21 protein-coding genes are annotated in these 17,891 nt (G+C 69.1%); 11 read left to right on the top strand and 10 right to left on the bottom strand.

Translation table 11 applies throughout. From position 1 onward, the window contains the following. The first annotated feature begins 31 nt into the window (after positions 1-31). The 3 genes from ACIHAO_RS29615 to ACIHAO_RS29605 are packed head-to-tail and all read left to right on the top strand — an operon-like array spanning position 32 to position 3,254. Complete coding sequence (locus ACIHAO_RS29615) at positions 32-790, top strand: glutaminyl-peptide cyclotransferase (protein ID WP_396563273.1); 759 nt, start codon at positions 32-34, stop codon at positions 788-790. A gap of 51 nt (positions 791-841) precedes the next feature. After that, positions 842-2,761 (top strand): MFS transporter, encoded by a 1,920-nt coding sequence (locus tag ACIHAO_RS29610; RefSeq protein WP_396563271.1) that lies wholly within the window; start codon positions 842-844, stop codon positions 2,759-2,761. Between the two features lie 28 nt (positions 2,762-2,789). Next, the gene (locus ACIHAO_RS29605) at positions 2,790-3,254 is read left to right on the top strand and encodes a DUF2771 family protein (RefSeq protein ID WP_396563437.1); all 465 of its coding nucleotides are present in this window, start codon (positions 2,790-2,792) and stop codon (positions 3,252-3,254) included. Positions 3,255-3,410: 156 nt separating this feature from the next. Here ACIHAO_RS29605 and ACIHAO_RS29600 read toward each other — a convergent pair whose 3' ends face one another. Next, positions 3,411-3,797: a cold-shock protein gene (locus ACIHAO_RS29600; RefSeq protein WP_016337551.1), complete on the bottom strand. Its 387-nt coding sequence runs from the start codon at positions 3,795-3,797 to the stop codon at positions 3,411-3,413. A 131-nt stretch (positions 3,798-3,928) separates the two neighbouring features. Here ACIHAO_RS29600 and ACIHAO_RS29595 point away from each other — a divergent pair, with 131 nt between their 5' ends. Beyond that, the gene (locus tag ACIHAO_RS29595) at positions 3,929-4,174 is read left to right on the top strand and encodes a hypothetical protein (RefSeq protein ID WP_276364609.1); all 246 of its coding nucleotides are present in this window, start codon (positions 3,929-3,931) and stop codon (positions 4,172-4,174) included. On the opposite strand, the gene ACIHAO_RS29590 is transcribed toward ACIHAO_RS29595, so the two are convergent. Further along, positions 4,110-4,763 (bottom strand): HAD family hydrolase, encoded by a 654-nt coding sequence (locus ACIHAO_RS29590; protein ID WP_125782055.1) that lies wholly within the window; start codon positions 4,761-4,763, stop codon positions 4,110-4,112. The two genes, ACIHAO_RS29595 and ACIHAO_RS29590, sit on opposite strands and share 65 nt — an antisense overlap. A gap of 94 nt (positions 4,764-4,857) precedes the next feature. Between ACIHAO_RS29590 and ACIHAO_RS29585 the strand changes: the two genes are divergently transcribed. Both ACIHAO_RS29585 and ACIHAO_RS29580 read left to right on the top strand, forming a co-directional pair. Continuing rightward, positions 4,858-5,469 carry a TetR/AcrR family transcriptional regulator gene (locus ACIHAO_RS29585; protein WP_396563268.1) on the top strand — a complete coding sequence of 204 codons (612 nt, stop codon included), beginning with the start codon at positions 4,858-4,860 and terminating at the stop codon, positions 5,467-5,469. Then, on the top strand, positions 5,466-6,437 hold the full coding sequence (locus ACIHAO_RS29580) for a R2-like ligand-binding oxidase (RefSeq protein ID WP_396563266.1): 972 nt from the start codon (positions 5,466-5,468) through the stop codon (positions 6,435-6,437). Before ACIHAO_RS29585 ends, ACIHAO_RS29580 begins: the two co-directional genes overlap by 4 nt. A gap of 505 nt (positions 6,438-6,942) precedes the next feature. Here the strand turns inward: ACIHAO_RS29580 and ACIHAO_RS29575 are convergent. Then, positions 6,943-8,601: an AMP-binding protein gene (locus tag ACIHAO_RS29575; protein ID WP_396563264.1), complete on the bottom strand. Its 1,659-nt coding sequence runs from the start codon at positions 8,599-8,601 to the stop codon at positions 6,943-6,945. Positions 8,602-8,734: 133 nt separating this feature from the next. Here ACIHAO_RS29575 and ACIHAO_RS29570 point away from each other — a divergent pair, with 133 nt between their 5' ends. After that, the gene (locus tag ACIHAO_RS29570) at positions 8,735-9,496 is read left to right on the top strand and encodes a PhzF family phenazine biosynthesis protein (protein WP_396563262.1); all 762 of its coding nucleotides are present in this window, start codon (positions 8,735-8,737) and stop codon (positions 9,494-9,496) included. Further along, positions 9,496-9,870 carry a YccF domain-containing protein gene (locus ACIHAO_RS29565; RefSeq protein ID WP_125782065.1) on the top strand — a complete coding sequence of 125 codons (375 nt, stop codon included), beginning with the start codon at positions 9,496-9,498 and terminating at the stop codon, positions 9,868-9,870. Before ACIHAO_RS29570 ends, ACIHAO_RS29565 begins: the two co-directional genes overlap by 1 nt. A 123-nt stretch (positions 9,871-9,993) precedes the next feature. Here ACIHAO_RS29565 and ACIHAO_RS29560 read toward each other — a convergent pair whose 3' ends face one another. From ACIHAO_RS29560 to ACIHAO_RS29530, 7 genes are all read right to left on the bottom strand, one after another. Further along, complete coding sequence (locus ACIHAO_RS29560) at positions 9,994-10,809, bottom strand: metallophosphoesterase family protein (RefSeq protein WP_125801326.1); 816 nt, start codon at positions 10,807-10,809, stop codon at positions 9,994-9,996. 37 nt (positions 10,810-10,846) lie between these two features. Further along, a complete protein-coding gene (locus tag ACIHAO_RS29555) occupies positions 10,847-11,641 on the bottom strand; it encodes an HAD-IIA family hydrolase (RefSeq protein ID WP_125782068.1) in 795 nt (264 codons plus the stop codon). 10 nt (positions 11,642-11,651) lie between these two features. Next, the gene (locus ACIHAO_RS29550) at positions 11,652-12,719 is read right to left on the bottom strand and encodes a sulfate/molybdate ABC transporter ATP-binding protein (RefSeq protein WP_396563258.1); all 1,068 of its coding nucleotides are present in this window, start codon (positions 12,717-12,719) and stop codon (positions 11,652-11,654) included. After that, positions 12,716-13,483 (bottom strand): ABC transporter permease, encoded by a 768-nt coding sequence (locus tag ACIHAO_RS29545; protein WP_396563434.1) that lies wholly within the window; start codon positions 13,481-13,483, stop codon positions 12,716-12,718. The genes ACIHAO_RS29550 and ACIHAO_RS29545 overlap by 4 nt, the downstream gene beginning before the upstream one ends. Positions 13,484-13,568: 85 nt before the next feature. Then, positions 13,569-14,330, bottom strand: a complete 762-nt coding sequence (gene modA, locus ACIHAO_RS29540; protein ID WP_396563256.1) for a molybdate ABC transporter substrate-binding protein — start codon at positions 14,328-14,330, stop codon at positions 13,569-13,571. Next, positions 14,327-14,731 carry a molybdopterin-binding protein gene (locus ACIHAO_RS29535; RefSeq protein ID WP_125791378.1) on the bottom strand — a complete coding sequence of 135 codons (405 nt, stop codon included), beginning with the start codon at positions 14,729-14,731 and terminating at the stop codon, positions 14,327-14,329. The genes modA and ACIHAO_RS29535 overlap by 4 nt, the downstream gene beginning before the upstream one ends. A 33-nt stretch (positions 14,732-14,764) precedes the next feature. Further along, on the bottom strand, positions 14,765-15,238 hold the full coding sequence (locus tag ACIHAO_RS29530) for a MarR family transcriptional regulator (protein WP_396563254.1): 474 nt from the start codon (positions 15,236-15,238) through the stop codon (positions 14,765-14,767). A gap of 78 nt (positions 15,239-15,316) precedes the next feature. Here ACIHAO_RS29530 and moaA point away from each other — a divergent pair, with 78 nt between their 5' ends. From moaA to ACIHAO_RS29515, 3 genes are all read left to right on the top strand, one after another. Further along, positions 15,317-16,381: a GTP 3',8-cyclase MoaA gene (gene moaA, locus ACIHAO_RS29525; protein WP_396563252.1), complete on the top strand. Its 1,065-nt coding sequence runs from the start codon at positions 15,317-15,319 to the stop codon at positions 16,379-16,381. A gap of 1 nt (position 16,382) precedes the next feature. Beyond that, the gene (locus ACIHAO_RS29520; protein ID WP_396563250.1) at positions 16,383-16,637 is read left to right on the top strand and encodes a MoaD/ThiS family protein; all 255 of its coding nucleotides are present in this window, start codon (positions 16,383-16,385) and stop codon (positions 16,635-16,637) included. Positions 16,638-16,762: 125 nt separating this feature from the next. Next, positions 16,763-17,614 carry a phosphatidylinositol-specific phospholipase C/glycerophosphodiester phosphodiesterase family protein gene (locus ACIHAO_RS29515; protein ID WP_396563248.1) on the top strand — a complete coding sequence of 284 codons (852 nt, stop codon included), beginning with the start codon at positions 16,763-16,765 and terminating at the stop codon, positions 17,612-17,614. Positions 17,615-17,891 lie beyond the last annotated feature (277 nt).

Here is a 17,891-nt window from a genome sequence, read left to right as displayed (position 1 = left end):
GCGATATCGCGGTCCGTGTCAGGCTGTCCGCGTGCGCACGCTGATGACCATGTCGCTCCTGCTGGCCGCCGTCCTCGGTGGCTGCGCCGCCGCGCCGGTGAGCGAGGCCGCCCCGCCGGAGAAGTTCAAGGTGCAGGTGCTGTCGAAGCTGCCTCACGACCCGGCCGCCTTCACCCAGGGCCTCGAGTTCTCCGGCGAGACGCTGTACGAGGGGACCGGCCTGGTCGGGAAGTCGTCGATGCGGGCCGGGCCCGCGGGCGTGGCGCCGACGGTCCGGCAGGACCTGCCCGGCCTGTTCGGCGAGGGCATCACCGTGCTCGGGCCGACGGCCTGGCAGATCACCTGGCAGGACGGCGTCGCGATCGAACGCGACACCAAGACGCTGGCCGAACTCAGGCGGGTGAACTACACCGGCGAGGGCTGGGGTTTGTGTCACCGCGACGGGCAGCTGGTGATGAGCGATGGATCGTCGAAACTGACCTTCCGCGACCCCGTGTCCTTCGCGCCGACGGGCGGCGTCGATGTCGGGCGTGACCAGCTGAACGAACTGGAATGCGTCGGAGACTCCGTGTACGCGAACGTCTGGCAGACGGACCGGATCCTGCGGATCGACGCCGCGACCGGGCGGGTCACCGGCGAAATCGACGCGTCCGGGCTGCTCACCCCCGAGGAACGGAGCTCCGCCGACGTCCTCAACGGCATCGCGGCGGTGCCCGGGACCGACGAGTTCGTGCTCACCGGCAAGCTCTGGCCAAGGATGTTCCGCGTGAAATTCGTTCCCGCCGCCTAGAAAGCAGTGGTGAACGCGCGAAGCGAGACCCGCGTAAGGCAGGATTGAAGCGTGGGAATCTTCGGCTCGAACTCTGGACCCGACGGCACGCCTTCCGGCCGGCCGGGCAAGGAGCGTGGCCGCAAGAGCAAGCGGAAGTGGACGCCGGAGCCCGGCGCCGCCCAGGCCCGCAACTGGTCCGCGCCGCCGCCGACCAGGGTCGACCAGCAGCCGGTGCCGCCCGCCCCGCCGCGCGCGGCCCGCCCCCAGTACCAGCCGCATCCCGCCGGGCCGACCGCGGACGAGGCGCGCACCAGCGCGATCCCGATGGGACACCACCAGCCACCACCGCCACCGCCGCGGACGCCTCCCCGCGGCGCGCGGCCGTATCCGGATCCCTCGCAGCGGCAGACCGAACCCGTCCGGCGTCGTCCGGGCGGGTTCTACGACGACCACCCGCCGGGCAGCGGCGAGTACGAGCACTACGACACCGGCGGCTACGCGGGCGAGCCGCGCTACGCCGAAGAGCTGCCGCAGGAGAACCCGACGACCGCGGTCCCGCCGCGGGCGGGTTCCCTGCCGAAGATGCCGAAGAAGATCACGGTCACCCGGGTCGCGGCGATGCGCAGCCGTCAGCTCACCGGACAGGCCGTCGGCGCGTTCCAGCGCGCCACGAAGGCGGACGGCGCCGACAAATCGGGCCTGACTTCGCTGACGTACGCGGTGATGCTGAACTACGCCAGCGACGCGGCGATGGCGATCGCGCTGGCCAACACCTTGTTCTTCGCCGCCACCAGCGGGGAGAGCAAGGGCAAGGTCGCGCTCTACCTGCTCATCACGATCGCCCCGTTCGCGCTGGTCGCGCCGGTGATCGGCCCGGCGCTGGACCGGATCCAGCGCGGCCGCCGTCTCGCCATGTGCGTGTCTTCGGCAGGCCAGGCGCTGATGGCGATCGTGATGGCGCTGCACTTCGACGACTGGCTCCTGTACCCGGCGGCGCTGGGCATGATGGTGCTCTCGAAGTCGTTCACCGTGCTCAAGGCCGCGATGACCCCACGGGTGCTGCCACCCGAGATCACCCTTTCGAAGACGAACGCGCGGCTCACCGTGTTCGGCCTGATCGCCGCCGGCGCGTTCGGCGCGCTGGCGAGCGGGGTCAACGCGATCTGGGGCTCGCAGGGCGCGCTGTGGTTCACCATGGTGATCTGCGTCGCGGCCGCGGTGCAGTCGATGCGCATCCCGTCCTGGGTCGAGAAGACCGAGGGCGAGGTGCCCGCTTCGCTGTCCGCGCATCCCGAGCGGCGGGTCAAGAAGCAGCGTCAGCCGATGGGGCGGCAGATCGTCGTCTCGCTGTGGGGCAACGGCACCGTCCGCGTGCTGACCGGGTTCCTGATGATGTTCTCCGCGTTCGCGGTGAAGGCGCAGGCCGAGGGCAGCGGGCAGACCCCGTTCGACCAGTTGCTGCTGCTCGGCATCATCGGCGCCGCGGCGGGCGCCGGTGGTTTCCTGGGGAACGCGCTCGGCTCCCGGCTGCACTTCGGCAAACCGGATCAAGTGATCCTGGCCTGCGTCGGAGCCTGTCTCGGCATCGCGGTCATCGCCACCGTGGCGGCCGGGCTGGCGACGGCGGCGATCGTCGCGCTCGTCGGCGCGACCGCGAGCGCGCTGGCGAAGATCAGCCTCGACGCCGTCATCCAGGAAGACCTGCCGGAAGAGTCGCGCGCGTCGGCGTTCGGCCGGTCGGAGACCGTGCTGCAGATGTCCTGGTGCTTCGGCGGCGCCGTCGGCCTGCTGCTGCCGCCGACGTACTGGATCGGCTTCCTGGTGCTTTCGATCCTGCTGGCCGTCGGGTTCACGCAGACGTTCATGGTCCGGCGCGGCACTTCGCTGATCCCGGGACTCGGCGGCGACCGGCCGCTGCGCCCGGAGCCGACCAGCGAATCGCCGATCCCCTCGCAGCCCGGTGACTCCCGGTGGCGGCCGGGCTCGTAATCTTCACCGTATGCGGCGACTTCGTATTTTGGCCCTGCTCGCGGCGGGTGGTTTCGTGGTGGCCGGTTGTTCGGCCCCTGCCCCCGAAGAGGTGACCTTCTTCGCCGACGGCAACACGGTGAACGTCACCCCGCTGGCCTCCTGCGACATCAAGAGCGCCCAGTGCACGACCAAACCCGACGCCGCGGGCAAGCTCCGCATCCGGCCGGGGAAGCCGGTGCAGATCTCCGTGCCGAGCGCGATCGCGGAAACGCCGTGGAAGGTCACGGTGCAGTACGTGAACGGCAAGGGCGAGCCGCAGGAGCTCAAGCAGGACATCATCACGTCGCTGGACCGGTTCGCCTACACCGTGACGACACCCCGGCCCGACGACCAGATCCTCGTCGTCGAGGTCGCGCAGGCTTCGGTGATCAGCCAGACCGGACGTCCGGAGGACGCCGAGGCGGTCACGACGGCGATCTGGTCGCTGCAGGTCGAGCCGCCCGCCGCCTGAGGGAGCAAGGGACCTTTGCTACCGCGCGCGGGCTCTCGGTGCGGTTGACCTGCGTGCCGACCCCGCCCTACCGACGTACGTGAACGACATGAAAGGCCCCTTCATTGCGAATTTTGCAATGAAGGGGCCTTTCATAGCACTTGGAGACGGCGCCGATCAGGGATCGAGGTCCCTGGCGACGGCACGCATGATCTCGGCGATCTGCTTGGTGTTCTTGCGGTCCGGGTAGCGGTTGCGCCGCAGGTCAGGCTGCACCTTGAGCTCGAGCAGCTTGATCATGTCCTCGATGAGCCCGTGCAGCTCCTCGGCGGGGCGACGGCGCGCCTCGGCGACCGAGGGCGGCGGGTCCAGCAGCCGGACGGAGAGCGCTTGCGGCCCGCGGCGGCCGTCGGCGACCCCGAACTCGAGGCGCTGCCCGGCCTTGAGTCCTTCGACGCCCTGTGGCAGCGCGGCTTTGCGGATGTAGACGTCGGCGCCCCCATCCTGGGTGACGAAACCGAAACCCTTTTCCGCGTCGTACCACTTGACCTTGCCGGTCGGCACTTCCCTCACCAATCCTTTGCTGTCCCGCTCACAACGAACGCGCCCGGGGCGTACCCAGGGCGCGCGTCCCATAAGCGTATCTCGACACATGCCCTGTGGAGAAGCGGATACCGGCGGATACCCTTTGGTTCATGGAGACCGCAGTAAAGGAGGCCGCTGTGGCCGTCCCCGAAAAGCCCGGCAAACCGATCCTGATGCGCGTGGGCATCGGCCTGTTCGCGCTCGGCATGATCGCCGTCACAGCGGTGTTCGTGCTGTTCGCCGCCGGACTGGAGAACCTGCCGGTGTGGCTGTCCGCCGCGGCGGGCGTCGTCACTCCGCTGGGGCTGGCCCTCGGCCTGATCGCCCTGGTTCGCGAGGCTCGCCGAAAGAGCTGAACCAGCCGGGGAACTCGGTCAGCGAGTCGAACACCACGTCGGCTCCTTCCGCGAGCAGTTCGTCCTTGGTGCACGGGCCCGTCGTGACCCCGACCGGGACGGCGCCCGCCGCCAGCGCGCCGCGGATGTCGCCGAGGTGGTCCCCAACGTAGACGCGGGCGCCGTGCTCGGTGAGCGCGGCGGCCTTCTCCGTCGACCACAGCTCTCCGACCAGGACGTCGACCTCGAGTCCGAGGGCGTCCAGGTGGAGTTTCGCGTTGGGGCCGTATTTGCCGGTGACGACGACCGTGCGCCCTCCCGCCTCGCGGACCGCGTGCAGTGCTTCGGCCGCCCCCGGCATCGCGACCGTCACCGGCACGACGGTCTCCGGGTACATCGCGCGGAACCGTGCCACCAGCTCCGGGATGCGTTCCTCCGGCGCCCCGAAGCCGCGCAGGCTGTCGTCGAGGGGCGGGCCGAGGTTGGCCGCGAAGAACTCGCCGTCCAGCGGCAGGCCGGACTCCACGCCGAGCGCGTTCATCACCGCGACCATGCCCGGCCGCGGATCGATCAAGGTCATGTCGAGGTCGAACCCCACGGTGATGCCCACCCGATCACGGTAGCCGCCACCACCGACTGATTTACACCGGATGGACGCTCGTCAACTTCTTTGACATCGATGTGATCTGTGTCAAGCTGAAAGTGTGGGCGAGATCACGAGCTTCTCCGACCGGACCAAGGCGTCTCTGCGGGAGGCGCTGCTCGACGCGGCCACCGAGCTGCTCACCGAACACGGCTTCACGGCCCTGCGGATGGCGGACGTCGCCGCGCGCGCCGGCGTGAGCAGGCAGACCGTCTACAACGAGTTCGGTACCAAGGCCGCGCTCGCCCAGGCCGTGGTCCTCCGGACGACGTCGGAATTCCTGGAGGGCATCCGGCTGCGCGTCCAGCACGCGCGGGGCCTGCGCGACGGGATCCGTGAGGCGGTCGTCTACACGATCGAGCACGCCCGCGAGAACCGGCTCGTCGCCACCACGCTGGGCACCGAAGCGGGCGAGGACCTCCTTCCCCTGCTCACCACCAAGGGCGAACCGATCCTGACCGTGGCCACCGAGGTCGCGGCCGGGCAGTACCGCGAGTTCGAGCCGTCGCTCTCGCCGGAGTCCGCCGCGCTGCTGGCGGAGACCGTCGTGCGGCTTTCCCTGTCCCATCTCGTCATGCCGACGCATTCGGCCGACGAGGCGGCGGCTTCCGTTGTCGCCGTGCTGGCACCCGCGATACGGGCGCTGACCACCGATTCGAAGGGGACGTCATGACCGGCACTCTTTCCGAGCTGCGGACCGGGTTTTCCTCACTGCGCAAGGGCGGGCTGAACTGGGACTCGTTCCCGCTGCGGCTGTTCGTCAAGGGCAACAAGAAGTTCTGGAACCCCGCCGACATCGACTTCTCCCGTGAACGCGAGGGCTGGGACACCCTCAACGCGGAGCAGCAGCGGTCGGCGACCTACCTGGTGGCGCAGTTCATCGCGGGCGAAGAGGCCGTCACAGAAGACATCCAGCCGTTCATGCGGGCGATGTCCGCGACGGGCCGCTTCGGCGACGAGATGTACCTGACGCAGTTCTGTTTCGAAGAGGCCAAGCACACCGAGGTGTTCCGCCGCTGGATGGACGCCGTCGGGCTCACCGAGGACCTGCACCCGTACGTCGCGGAGAATCCCCACTACCGCAAGCTCTTCTACGAGGAGCTGCCGCAGTCGCTGCGGGCGCTGGAGGACGATCCCAGTCCGCTCAACCAGATCCGCGCGAGCGTCACGTACAACCACGTCGTCGAAGGCAGTCTCGCGCTGACCGGGTACTACTCGTGGCAGCTGATCTGCACCCAGCACGACATCCTGCCGGGAATGCAGGAACTGGTGCGCCGCATCGGCGACGACGAACGCCGCCACATGGCCTGGGGCACCTTCACCTGCCGCCGTCACGTCGCCGGGGACGACTCGCTTTGGGACGCGGTGCAGCAGCGCATGGGCGAACTGCTTCCCCACGCGCTGAGCATGATCCAGTGGGTTCAGGACCAGTTCGAGGAGATCCCGTTCGACAACGATCCGGAGGAGATCATCCAGTACGCGGCGGACCGGGCGCAGCGGCGTCTCGGCGCGATCGAATCCGCGCGCGGGATGCCGGTGGAGCAGATCGACCTCGACTATTCGCCGGAGAACCTCGAAGAGACGTTCGGCGAAGAAGACGCGAAGGCGATCGCCGAGGCTGCCGCCAACACCGCGGCCTGAGGACAGCTGAAGGAATCGCCCGGCAGCGTGCCGAGGACGGTCCACGTGCCCGGCCGGGCGGTCGCCAGGCCGGGCACCATCAGCGGCAGGACGACCAGCGAGACGCCCAGGGCGAGAACTGGGTACGTCAACTCGTAGTGAAGGGCCCTTCGGCTTCTCGCGTCAGAGGCCGATCGCGCCGAGGGTGCCACTCAAGACGCCCTGGTCGCCGCCGCCGGTGCTGGAGTGGGTCTCACTCGACCCGGCACCGTGTCCTGGCCCGCCCAGTCGTTGTGCTGCCGGTACCGGCTGTCGCCGTCCCGATCGGCCTTGGCGGAGATGTCGCTGGTCGCGGCACCGTCCGGGCCCACGGCCGTCGAGTTCTCGTGTGTCTGCCCGCACGCTGCGCGACGAGGGTGCGGCGAATCGTACGCACAGACTGCCCGTCGTCGCGGTGTCCCATGCGGACGAAAGCAGTGAACGATCACACCGCGCGGCGGACCCGGCCATGCCTCCGAAGGCGCGGTCAGGCGTGCTTGGTGGCGGCCGCCTTGTCCAGCCCGAGGATGCTGATCGACTCCGCGCGCATCTCGACCTTGCGCACCTTCCCGGTGACCGTCATCGGGAACTCCTCGACGACATGGACGTACCGCGGGATCTTGTAGCGCGCCAGCTTCCCCTCGCAGAATTCCCGCACCGCTTCGGCCGTCAGCGGCTCCGCGCCCTCGCGCATGCGGACCCACACCATCAGTTCCTCGCCGTACTTCTCGTCCGGGACGCCGATGACCTGCGCGTCGAGGATGTCCGGGTGGGTGTAGAGGAACTCTTCGATCTCCCGCGGGTACAGGTTTTCGCCGCCGCGGATGACCATGTCCTTGATGCGGCCGGTGATGTTGACGTACCCGTCGGCGTCCATGATCGCGAGGTCGCCGGTGTGCATCCACCGCGCCGCGTCGATCGCCTCGGCCGTCTTGTCGGCCTGCTCCCAGTAACCGAGCATCACCGAGTAACCGCGGGTGCAGAGTTCGCCCGGTTCACCGCGTGGCACGGTCAGGCCGGTCTCCGGATCGACGACCTTGACCTCCAGATGCGGCCCGACCCGGCCGACCGTCGAGACCCGCCGCTCCACCGAATCGTCCGCGCGCGTCTGCGTGGACACCGGCGAAGTCTCGGTCATGCCGTAGCAGATCGACACCTCCGCCATCCCCATCCGGTCGATGACCTGCTTCATCACCTCGACCGGGCAAGGCGAGCCCGCCATGATCCCGGTGCGCAGCGAGGACAGGTCGTGGGAAGCGAAGTCCGGGTCGGCCAGTTCGGCGATGAACATCGTCGGAACCCCGTACAGGGACGTGCATTTCTCGGCCGCGACGGCTTCGAGGGTGGCCTTCGGCTCGAACGCGGGCGCCGGGATGACCATGCACGCGCCGTGGCTCGTCGCCGCGAGATTGCCCATCACCATGCCGAAGCAGTGGTAGAAGGGCACCGGGATGCAGATCTTGTCGGCTTCGGTGTAGTTGCAGAGCTCGCCGACGAAGTAGCCGTTGTTGAGGATGTTGTGGTGGCTGAGCGTGGCGCCCTTGGGGAAACCCGTGGTGCCGGACGTGTACTGGATGTTGATGGGGTCGTCCGCGGAGAGCTCGCTCTGACGCTTGGCCAGCGGCGCGTGATCGGCTTTGGCACCGACCTCCAGCAGTGACGGCCACGCGGGGCCGTCGAGCAGCACGACGTGTTCCAGCGCCGGGCATTTCGGCCCCGCTTCGGCGATCATGCCCGCGTAATCCGAGGTTTTGAACGAGTTCGCGGCCACGATGAGCTTGATCCCGGCCTGGTTCAGCACGTACTCGAGCTCGTGCGAACGGTACGCCGGGTTGATGTTGACCAGGATCGCGCCGATCTTCGCGGTGGCGTACTGGACGCAGGTCCACTCCCACCGGTTCGGCGACCAGATGCCGACACGGTCGCCCTTGGCGATCCCGAGGTCCAGCAGGCCCAGCGCGAGCGCGTTCACCTCGGCTGCGAGTTCGTCGTAGGTCCAGCGTTTCCCGGCCGCCCGGTCGACGAGCGCGTCCCGGTCACCAAAGGCGGCGACGGTGCGGTCGAAGTTGTCCCCGATGGTGTCCCCCAGCAGCGGGGTGTCCGAGATTCCCGATGCGTAGCTAGGTAATACGGGGGCGTCAGGCATGGAAACTCCTGCGATCGGCGGCATCGACGCATCGAGTCTAAGAACGCGGCGTGACCACGGCCACCTGCAAGTGGAGACCACCTCAGGGGAAACCCGGAGGCCGGGCCGGGTCGTGGCCGATATCGTCGGGATCATGCGCCTCTACATCGTCGACGCCTTCACCTCCGAAGCCTTCGCCGGTAACTCCGCCGGCGTGGTGCTGCTGGACTCGCCGGGCGACGCGGGCTGGATGCAGTCGGTCGCCGCCGAGTTGAAGCACGCCGAGACGGCCTTCGTCGAGGTCGGCGGCGAAGGCCCGAAGTCGCTTCGCTGGTTCACGCCGGAGACCGAAGTCGACCTGTGCGGGCACGCGACGTTGGCGACCACGCACGTCCTCGGCGGCGAGCAGACCTTCACGACGAGAAGCGGCGAGTTGCGCTGCCGCGCCGAAGACGGCTGGGTGTCGATGGACTTCCCGTCCGACCCGCCCCGCGAGTCGGACGACGACCTGTCGCCGATCCTGCCGGGCGTCTCCTTCGAGTACGTCGGGCGCAGCAAGCACAACCTGTTCGCGGTGGTGGACGACGCGTCCGTGGTGCGCTCGCTCGCACCGGACCTTGCCGCGCTGCGCGGGCACTGGAACGGGCGGCTGATGGTCACCGCCCCCGGCGACGTCGACGGGATCGACTTCGTCACCCGCTTCTTCGCGCCGGGCGTCGGCATCGACGAAGACCCGGTCACCGGCTCCGCGCACTGCGTCCTCGCGCCGTACTGGGCCGCCCGGCTCGGCCGCGACAAGCTGGTCGGCGAACAGGCCTCGGCCCGAGGCGGCATCGTACGGATGAGTCTCGAAGGCGACCGCGTCCTGCTTTCGGGGCAGGCGGTCACCGTGGCCAGTGGGGAGTTGCACGTCTGATGCGCCTGATCCTGAACGTCATCTGGCTCGTGCTGTGCGGCCTGTGGATGGCGCTCGGCTACATCGTCGCCGGTGTCATCTGCTGCATCCTGATCGTCACCATCCCGTTCGGGCTGGCGTCGTTCCGGATCGCGGCCTACGCGCTCTGGCCGTTCGGCCGCACCGTCGTGGACCGGCGCGACTCCGGGGCCGCGTCGACGATCGGCAACGTCATCTGGTTCCTCTTCGCCGGGCTTTGGCTCGCCATCGGGCATGTGCTGACCGGGGTCGCGCTGTGCATCACGATCATCGGGATCCCGCTGGGCGTGGCGAACTTCAAGATGATCCCGGTCTCGCTGATGCCGCTGGGCAAGGAGATCGTGGAGCTGCCCTGACTTGCCCCGGCCCCACCGTGAAGCGCCCCCGGCCGTGCAATGAAGGACGCTTTCATAGCAAATTTTGCTATGAAAGCGTCCTTCATTGCACGCGCGGGGAGGCCACTCACGAGGCCTGACGGCTCAGTCTTCGGGCTCCCAAGGCAGCGAAACGATGAGGCAAGGCCCGCCGACGAACAACCCGCCGTCGATCCCCAGCGCCTTCCCGCCCGCGTAGAGGTACGGTCCCTCGATCTGCGCGGGGTGGATGCCGAGCTGGTCGGCGATGACGCTGTGCCCGTGCACGATCCGCTCGCCGCCGAGCCGGTCCATGAGCTGTTGCGCGACGTCGGCGCCTTCGGGGCCGCGGAAGGCGTAGCGCGTGGTCATCCGCCGCCACACGTCCCACCAGGCCTGGATGTCGCTGCCTTGGAGGATCTCGCGGCCACGCGCGTTGATCTCGTCGATGTTCTCGCCCCACCCGAGGTACTCGAGCGTGTCCGAATGCATCAGCAGGTGGTCCGCGGCCAGCGTGAGCATCGGCCGCGAAGTCAGCCATTCGATGTGCTGCGGAGTGAGCCGGTCCTGGTCTTCGAGCAGTCCGCCGTTGATCTCCCAGCTGCGGGCGAAGCTGCGCGGCCCGAAGTCGGACGGCACCTCCGTGTCGCCGAAGTGGTACATCCCGAGCAGCAGGATCTCGTGGTTGCCCAACAGCGTCCCGCAGCGCCCGCCCGCCGCGGCGGCCTGCCTTTCGAGCCGCATCACCAGGTCGATCACGCCGACGCCGTCGGGTCCACGGTCGACGAAGTCGCCGAGGAACCACAGGGTCGCTTCGCCACCGGCCCAGTCGTCGTCGGAGTCGAGCAGCCCTTTCTCCCGGAGCGTCTCGGCAAGCTCGTCCCGGTGTCCGTGCACGTCACCGACCACATAGGTCGGGGACGCGGGCTGATCGTCGTGCATCGTCTGACGATAAGCCCTCCGCATCCGGATGTGTCGCTCAGCCTTCAGCGAAGGGGTCGCCGGTGCGCCCGACCAGATCGGCGATCGAGTCGATGATCTTGGTCGGCCGGTACGGGTAGTGCTCGGCGCTCTCCCGCGAGGAGATGCCGGTCAGCACCAGGATCGTCTGCAAACCGGCCTCGATTCCCGAGTGGACGTCGGTGTCCATCCGGTCGCCGATCATCAGTGTCGACTCCGAATGCGCGCCGAGCCGCCGCAGCGCCGAGCGCATCATCAGCGGGTTCGGCTTGCCGACGTAGTACGGCGAGCGGCCGGTGGCCTTTTCGATCAGCGCGGCGACCGAGCCGGTGGCGGGCATCGAGCCCTCCATGCTCGGGCCGGTGGCGTCGGGGTTGGTGGCGATGAACTTCGCGCCGCCCTCGATGAGCCTGATCGCGCGGGTGATCGCGCTGAAGCTGTACGTGCGCGTCTCGCCGAGGACGACGTAGTCCGGGTCGCGTTCGGTCAGCACGTAGCCGACTTCGTGCAGCGCCGTGGTGAGCCCGGCTTCGCCGATCACGAACGCCGAGCCGTTCGGCCGCTGCGAGGCGAGGAACTTCGCGGTCGCCAGCGCGGAGGTCCAGATGGCCTCCTCGGGGATGTCGAGACCGGTCCGCTCGAGCCTCGCCCGCAGGTCGCGCGGGGTGTAGATCGAGTTGTTGGTCAGCACCAGGAAGCCGATGTCGTTGGCGCGCAGTTCCTTGAGGAACTCGTCCGCGCCGGGTACGAGGTGCTCCTCCTGGACCAGCACGCCATCCATGTCGCTGAGGTATGTCCAACGGCGCTCGTTCATGGGTCCCACCCTAATGATCGGAGACGGCGTGAACAGCCACGGACGCCGCCTTGACCGAAAGATCGACCGGTGTCCCGGGTTCGAGCGCCAGTTCGGCGACCGCGGCGGGGGTCAGGTCGGCGGCGAGGCCCGCCGCCCAGTCGTCACCGCGGGTCCGGACGCGGATCACCGGTCCGTGCGGTTCGAGCGCGTCGACGAATCCCTCGACGGTGTTACGCGGGCTGCCCCGGTGCTCACCGTCCCGCAGGTACACCGCGACGGCGCTGGGGGCGAAGACGGCGACGGCCGCCTCGTCGACGATGACGTCCTCCGCCGGGATCCCGGCCAGCGACAGCCCGCCTGACGTGCGCAAACCGCCCCCGACGGCGATGCCGGGCACCAGGTTGAGCCCGGCGATCCGCGCGGTGAACGCCGTGCGCGGCGCGGAGAGCACCTTGCGGGTCTCGCCGCGTTCGACGATCCGGCCGTCGCCGAGGACGGCCACGTGATCGGCCAGCGCCAGCGCGTCGAGCGGGTCGTGGGTGACCAGCACGGTCGGCGGTCCGGACCGCAACACCCGCCGGAGCAGCCCTCGGATCGCGGGTGCCGCGTCGACGTCCAGCGCGGCGAAGGGCTCGTCGAGCAGCAGAAGTCCCGGCTCGGCCGCCAGTGCCCGCGCGATCGCGACCCGCTGCGCCTGCCCGCCGGAGAGTTGCGCGGGCCGCCGTCCGGCCAGTTCGAGCGCGTCCACTTCGGTCAGCCACTCCCGCGCGAGCCTCTTTGCCTCGGCGCGCCCGGCACCGGTCGAGCGCGGCGCGAAGGCGACGTTGTCCAAAGCGGACAGATGCGGGAAGAGCAGGGCGTCCTGGGAGAGCAGGCCGATCCCGCGCGCGTGCGGCGGCAGGCCCGCCAGGTCACGGCCGTCGAGGGTGATCCGCGCACGATCGGGCCGGAGCAGGCCGGCGAGGCAACCGAGCACACTGGACTTCCCCGACCCGTTCGGGCCGAGCAGTGCGAGCACACCGCCGTCGGGGACTTCGAAGCCGACGTCCAGGGTGAACTCGCCGCGCCGGAGGGCGATCTCCGCCGAAAGGGTCACGACCGGACCCCTTCGAGCGCACGCGGCCGGGCGAGCGCGATCACCGCGACGGCGACCAGGATGAGCAGCAACGCGAGCGCCACCGCGCTGTCGACGTCGACCTCTGCCTGCGTGTAGACCTCCAGCGGCAGGGTCCGGGTCACCCCTTCGAGGCTGCCGGCGAAGGTGATCGTCGCGCCGAACTCGCCCAGCGCCCGCGCGAAGCTCAGCACGATGCCCGAACCGAGTGCGGGCAGCAGCAGCGGCAGCGTGACCCGACGGAACACCGTCCACGGCTTGGCGCCCAGCGTCGACGCGACCCTTTCGTACCGGTCACCGGCACCGCGGAGGGCTCCTTCGAGGCTGACCACCAGGAACGGCATCGCGACGAACGTCTGCGCGATGACCACCGCCGCCGTGGTGAACGGCACCTGCTCACCGGTCAGCGTGGTCACCAGGATGCCCAGGAAACCCTTGCGGCCCAACAGGTACAGCAGCGCCAGGCCGCCGACCACCGGTGGCAGGACCAGCGGCAGCAGCACCACCGCGCGCAGCACGCGCACGCCGCGCGCCCTTGAGCGCGCGAGCACCACGGCGAGCGGGACCCCGAGCAGCACACTGGCCACAGTGGACAGTCCGGCGGTGATCAGCGAGAGCTTGAGCGCGTTCAGCGACGACGTCGAGGTGATGAGGCTCGGGAAGCGGCTCAGGTCCGAGCGCACCAGCAGGCCGACGACCGGCAGCACCACCAGCGCCAGCGCGCACACCGCCGGCGGCCACAACACCCACGGCACCCCAGCTCCCGCAAGTCGGTGCCGTCTTGCGGTACTTGCGCGCACATCCATCGCAAGCAGGTGACTACTTGCGGGGTCAGGGCGCGCCAAAACCGGCCTTCGCGAGTTCGGCCTTGCCCTCGGCGCCGAGGACGAAGTCCCTGAACAGCCCGGCGAGCTGAGCCTGCGGAGCGTCCTTCACCACCGCGATCGGGTAGTCGTTGACAGCGCCCGCCGCCTCCGGGAAGTCCACTTTGTCCACGTTCGCGGACGCCGACGTCGCGTCGGTGACGTAGACGAGCCCGGCGTCGGCGTCGCCCGACCGCACCTTCGCGAGCACGGACTTGACGTCCTGCTCCTCGCTGGACGGCTTGAGCGCGACCCCGGACGTCTGCTGGACCTTCTTCGCCGCCGACCCGCACGGCACCTGCGGCGCGCAGACGACCACGGTCAGCCCGTCCTTCGCGAGATCCGCCAGGCCCTTGACGCCCTGGGGATTGCCCTTCCCGACCGCGATGGCGAGCCGGTTGGTGGCGAACACCGACGGCTGCCCGTCGAGCACGCCGCCCTTGGCGGCCTTGTCCATATTGGCCTGGTCGGCGGACGCGAAGACGTCGGCTTTCGCGCCCTGGGTCAGCTTCTGGACCAGCGCCGAGGAACCCTCGAAGCTGAACTTCACGGTCACCCCGGAGTTCTGCGCCTCGAACCGCTTGCCCAGCACCCCGAACGACTCGGTCAGCGACGCCGCCGCGAACACTGTGAGCGTCCTCGACTCGACGGTCGCGGTGACGGGCGCGTCCGAACCACAGGCCGTCGCGGCCAGCGCCAGCGCGGCCAGGACGGGCGCGAGCTTCCTCATCGGGTTCCTTCCGGGGTTTCGATCACGACGGTGGTCGCCTTGACGACGGCGACCGCGAGCACCCCCGGCCGCAGTCCGAGTTCGCGGACGGCCTCGGCGCTCATCAGCGAGACCACGCGATGCGGGCCGCACTGCAGCTCGACCTGTGCCATCACCTTGTCCGTGATCACCTCGGTGACGAGCCCGACGAACCGGTTACGCGCGGAGCGGCCGACGCTCGATGGATCCTCGGGCTGTTCGGCCTGCGCCTTGGCGAACGCGGCCAGTTCGGCGCCGTCGACGACCTTGCGGCCCGCCGAGTCGTCGAACGCGGTCAGCTGGCCCGCGCGCACCCAGCGGCGGACGGTGTCATCGCTGACACCGAGCAGGCGAGCGGCTTCAGACAACCGGAATTGCGGCATGCCTGGCAGGTTACTTCCGCAGATGCGGAAAAGCTACGCGGGCGAGGAATTGCCGGGGAGTTCGTCGCGGAGGCCATCGAGCAACGCGCTCTGAAATCGCTCGAGCACTTTCCGCTCGTCGGGGGAGAACTGTTCGAGGACGTTCATCATGTTCGTGTACGCGGATTCGAAGAGCGGCGCGTGCCGTTCCATCGCGCCCGGGACGACCTCTATCAGGACTTTCCGGCGGTCGACGGTGTCACGGACGCGGCGGGCGAGGCCCGCTTTTTCGAGCCTGTCCATGACGCCGGTCACAGCACCCGTCGACAACCCGGTCAGTTCGGCGATCCTGCCCGCTGTCAACGGTCCCGGCGCCTGGCCGGCGAGCTCGAGCACCTTGTGATCGGTGGCCGACAGGCCCATCCGCTCGGCGATGCGCGCGTGCCGGAGGACGGTCAGCGTGCTGCCTTCCCTGCCGAGTTCGGCGAAGCGGGCCAATTCCTCCGCCGAGAGCGGGTATTTCGCCATCCGGAAACCCTTCCGATTCGATGCGAAAAGGGATTCTAGACAGCCGGCTTCGCCCGCTTCGGGGTTAGTCTGGTGACAATGACAGCAGTCGATCTCGGGTTTCCCCGTGTCCCCGGTACACGCGGCGGCCCCACCGTGCCCAGGCCGGACAATCCCGCGCTGATCGACACCTTCGGCCGGGTCGCGACCGACCTGCGGGTGTCGCTCACCGACAAGTGCAATCTGCGCTGCACCTATTGCATGCCCGCCGAGGGGCTGGAATGGATGCCCAGCGCGGACGTGCTGACCGACGACGAACTCGTGTTCCTGCTGCGGATCGCCGTCGAACGGCTCGGCGTCACCGACATCCGGCTCACCGGCGGCGAACCGCTGCTGCGCCAAGGGCTGGAGAAGATCGTCGAGCGCGTCGCGGCACTCGAACCGCGCCCGCGGCTTTCCATGACCACCAACGGGATCGGGCTCGCGAAGCGCGCGAAGTCGCTCGCCGACGCCGGCTTGGACCGGATCAACGTCTCGCTGGACACCGTCGACCGCGCGCTGTTCGAGACGATCACGCGCCGCGACCGGCTTTCGCACGTGCTCGCCGGCATGGCCGCCGCGAGGGAGGCCGGGCTGGACCCGGTGAAGGTCAACGCGGTGCTCATGCGCGGCCTGAACGAGGACCAGGCCGTGCCACTGCTGAAGTTCTGCCTCGCCGAGGGCTACCACCTGCGGTTCATCGAGCAGATGCCGCTGGACGCGCAGCACGGCTGGAACCGGGCCGACATGATCACCGCCGAGGAGATCCTCGGCATGCTCGGCGAGGAGTTCTCGCTGTCGCCGTTCCCCGCCGCGCGGGGCGGGGCGCCCGCCGAACGCTGGCTGGTCGACGGCGGACCGGGCGACGTCGGCGTGATCGCGTCGGTGACCCGGCCCTTCTGCGGCGCCTGCGAGCGCACCCGGCTGACCGCGGACGGCGCGGTGCGCTCGTGCCTGTTCAGCAACGACGAGACCGACCTCCGCGCCCTCGTGCGCGCGGGCGCGCGCGAAGAAGAGGTGGCGGACGCCTGGCGGGCGACCATGTGGGGCAAGCTCGCCGGACACGAGATCAACGAGGCCGGGTTCGCGCAGCCGATCCGGCCGATGAGCGCGATCGGCGGCTGACATGGTGACCATCGTGGTGCGGTACTTCGCCTCGGCTCGCGCGGCCACGGGCCTCGACGAGGAGAAGGTGACCCTGCCGGACGGCGCCCGCGTCGCCGACGCCGTCGCCCGACTGCGTGAACTTCACCCGGAGAAGCTGGCGAAGCTGCTCGAAGCGGTCTCGTACCTGCTGGACGGCGTCGCCGTGCGAGATCTCACGCGGCCGCTGATCGAAGGCGCCGAACTGGACGTCCTGCCGCCGTTCGCGGGCGGCTGACCTGCGCAAACGCGGGAAAGTGAGAGCAAAGGCCCCTTGCTCCCCCGCGAGCCGTTCCGGGGCCTTTGACCCGCGGTCCGTCCGGAATTCACCGGCTGGTCGCCGAAGCCGCCGAGGATGCGCCAGTGATCACTCCCCGCCGTGTCCTCGCCGCGCTGCTCGCCGCGGTCGCCGCCACGAGCCTCGCGACCGCCCCCGCCGCCGCCCACGAGCGCGGCGTCCGGCCACTGCCGCAGGCGCACAGCCACAACGACTACGAGCACACGCGTCCGCTGCAGGACGCGCTCGATCAGGGCTTCACCAGCGTCGAGGCCGACATCTTCCTGGTGGACGGGCAGTTGCTGGTCGCGCACGACCTCGCCGGCACTCGCCCGGACCGCACGCTCGAGTCGCTCTACCTGGAGCCGCTGCGCAAGCGCGTCCTGGCCAACCACGGCGTGGGCGTCTACCGGCAGCGTCTCGAGTTCCAGTTGCTGATCGACGTCAAGGGGGACGCGAACAGCACGTACGCGGCGCTGGAGAAGCGGCTGTACGACCCGCGCTATTCCTTCCTCTTCTCTCTGTACGCGTTCGGGCACGTACAGAAGCGAGCCGTCACCGCGGTGATCTCCGGCGGGCGGCCCAAGGACGTGATGCTCGGGCAGAAGTTCCGGCTCGCCTTCTACGACGGCCGGATCAAGGACCAGAACGACCTCGGCATCGGCTCGGACCGCCGGATGACCCCGCTGGTCTCGGACTCCTGGACGGGGCTGTTCACCTGGAGTGGTGAAGGCCCCTTCCCGGCCACGGAGCGGGCAAAACTACACGAACTGGTCAAAAGCGCCCACGCGGCGGGCCAGCGAGTGCGCTTTTGGGCGACGCCGGATGCCGCCGGGCCAGCCCGTGACGCGCTTTGGAAAGAGCTGGCCGACGCCGGGGTCGACCACCTGAATACGGACGACCTGCCAGGGCTGGCGAACTTCTTGAGGTCTCGCTAAAGTGCGCGGCCCAATAGCGCGCGAAGGCGCACGAATGGTCCAGTCAGCCCTTAATCCACGTGATGCAAGCCTCACGATCCGTGAATTATCTCGGTCAGGCAACGGCCAGATAACGGCCCGCTGACCTGCATAAACAGTCGAATCGTTATAGGTTGCGTGCTGTTACTGTGATGTAGGTCACAGCTCGAATAATTTCCATCCCGGCCGTTCGTTACGTACCGTCGCTTTTCGGTTGGCCCCGACCGACCACGCAACACCGGGAACCCGTAGCGCCGAG

Source organism: Amycolatopsis sp. NPDC052450, from assembly GCF_044547565.1.
Lineage (GTDB): Bacteria > Actinomycetota > Actinomycetes > Mycobacteriales > Pseudonocardiaceae > Amycolatopsis.
The sequence above is the reverse complement of the archived record's forward strand: the minus strand, read 5'-3'. Positions and strand labels throughout refer to the sequence as shown.